This window comes from Bacteroides sp. (assembly GCA_036351255.1).
Taxonomy (GTDB): domain Bacteria; phylum Bacteroidota; class Bacteroidia; order Bacteroidales; family UBA7960; genus UBA7960.
Genome location: JAZBOS010000006.1, coordinates 1 through 2,350, shown reverse-complemented (window position 1 = coordinate 2,350; position 2,350 = coordinate 1). Strand labels below are relative to the sequence as shown.

Annotated in this window: 2 protein-coding genes; both read left to right on the top strand. The window is 46.7% G+C overall.

Features of this window, described 5'->3' with window-relative positions; translation table 11 throughout:
- Nucleotides 1–1,020: outer membrane protein transport protein (locus tag V2I46_00225; GenBank protein ID MEE4175910.1), on the top strand; the 1,020-nt coding region annotated here is incomplete at its 5' end.
- Between the two features lie 17 nt (nt 1,021–1,037).
- Nucleotides 1,038–2,350 (top strand): hypothetical protein (locus V2I46_00220; GenBank protein ID MEE4175909.1); only part of this gene is annotated, 1,313 nt, incomplete at its 3' end.

Below are 2,350 nucleotides of genomic sequence, written 5' to 3'. Positions count from 1 at the left end.
ATCATCTCCAATGCCGTCTTTGAAAAAGAGTTTACTGCAGACCAGTTCAGGACAGAAAATCCCATCTCACCGCCTTTCTACATTTACGGCGCGGCCCGAATTGGCGACAATTTCACCATCGGAGTGGGTGCCTATACGCCCTATGGAAGCACTGCCAAGTGGGAAGCCACCAATGATGATGGTTTAATCTGGGCGGGCAGGTACCTCATTCAGGAAATATCATTCTCAGCTATTTTTATCCAGCCAACCATTGCTTATAAGTTTTTTGACAAATTCAGCATTGGAGCCGGTCTGATCTATGCCATTGGAAATGTGGAGTTGCAGAAGTCATTGCCTTACAATGAAAATTCAAGCGTTAAACTGGAAGGATCAACCAATAATATCGGATATAACTTAGGTTTCAGTTTTGTGCCAAACGAGAAATGGAGCTTTGGCATAGATTACCGTTCCGAGATGAAAATGAAAGTTGAAGATGGTGATGCTGCCTTCACTGTTCCGCCATCCCTTCAAACCACCATCTCCTCCGAAAACAAATTCAGTGCAGAACTGCCATTGCCGGCAAACCTTGATTTTGGATTTGCATTCCAGGCTACCGAAGAATGGCTGTTTGCCCTTGAATTCAATTATGTATTCTGGGGTGTGTACGAATCCCTGGATTTTACTTTCGAAGAAAACGGGGATTTACTCGACTCATCCAATCCAAGAGAGTATAAAAACACGCTGATCACCAGGGCTGGTGCACAATGGTCTGTTACAGACAAGCTGGATTTAAGGGCCGGGTTTTACTATGACCCCACCCCTACCGATGAAAATTACTTCAATCCGGAAACAGTCAGCCTGAATACTGCGGCATGGACTGCAGGATTATCCTTCAGGCCAATTGAGATGATGAGCATTGATATTTCTTTCGCTCAATTGTTCGGCATGAAGGCAAAGAAGAGCTATACCCCCGAAAACTTCTCAGGCACATACAAGGTAATCACCAATATTCCCGGAATCGGTGTAAGCTTTAATTTTTAACCTAAATCCATCAAGACATGAAATATAAGATAATCATATACCTTTCAATTCTTGCCATTATTGGGGCATGCAAACCAGAGGTGGAGGAATTTGAAACCTCCAGCGGCACAGCCGACTTTACACGATTTGTTTCGACCGGAGATTCTTATGCATCCGGGTTTGCCGATGGTGCCATCTACAAGGCTGCACAGGAAAACTCCTATGCAAATATTTTAGCATCAAAGCTTGCCACTGTGGGTGGCAGCGAGTTCAGGCAACCTGTCCTGGTATCTGAGAACGACAGGGGGGTTGGCTTTCAGCCCACGGCACAAGGGCTTTTCTTTACATCGAAATATGTTTTGGGATACAGGACGGATTGCCTTGGCGGAACTTCACTGGGACCGGTGCTTGCCGATCCCGCAGCGAGCCAACAGGAACTGCAGGCGGAACTGCTTCAACCAGTGCAGGGCCCATTTAACAATACCGGGGTACCCGGCACCAAGATCGGTGCTGTGCTTTTTCCCGGTTACGCGTCCCTCAATCCTTATTTTGGACGTTTTGCGCCTAATCAGATGGCATCCATGCTTGAAGCAACCCTGCAGGTTAACCCAACTTTCTATGCGCTGTGGATTGGCAACTACGATGTTATGGGGTATGCTATCTCCGGAGGCGAAGGAGATGTGATCACCGAACTGGGAACATTTAATAACTCGCTTAATGCCATCCTGGACGGTTTGTCTTCCTCAGGGGCGGCGGGTGCTGTTGCAAATATTCCTTCTTTTAAAGATATTCCTTTTTTCACCACCGTTCCCATCAACAGCCTGCAACTGACCCAGGAACTTGCCGACCAGCTTAACCTGGGATATGCGGCCTATAACCAGGGCGCAGCCCAGATAGGCGTGCCGGAAATCAATTTCCAGGCAGGTTACAATTACTGGGTCATCCAGGATACCAGTTTCCCTTATAACATGCTGGGCAGCCTCAGGCAAATCAGGGATGGGGAATACCTCCTTATGTCCGTGCCACAGGATTCACTTAAGTGTGCCTACTGGGGATCCCAGGTACCTATTCCGGGGAGGTATACGCTTATAGCACCCGAAGTGGAAAAAATAAGCAGTGCTACAAATGCCTTCAACATTGCAATATCAGACGCGGTTGACGGTAGAAATGCAACACTCGTTGATATTAATATGGCCTTTGACATGCTTGGCAGAACAGGGTTCACCATTGATGGAATAACCCTTACCAATGAATTTGTCTCAGGCAATGTCTTTTCCCTTGATGGATTGCATTTGACCGGACAGGGAAATGCCTTTGTCGCACGATTATTCATTGAGAAAATCAATGACTT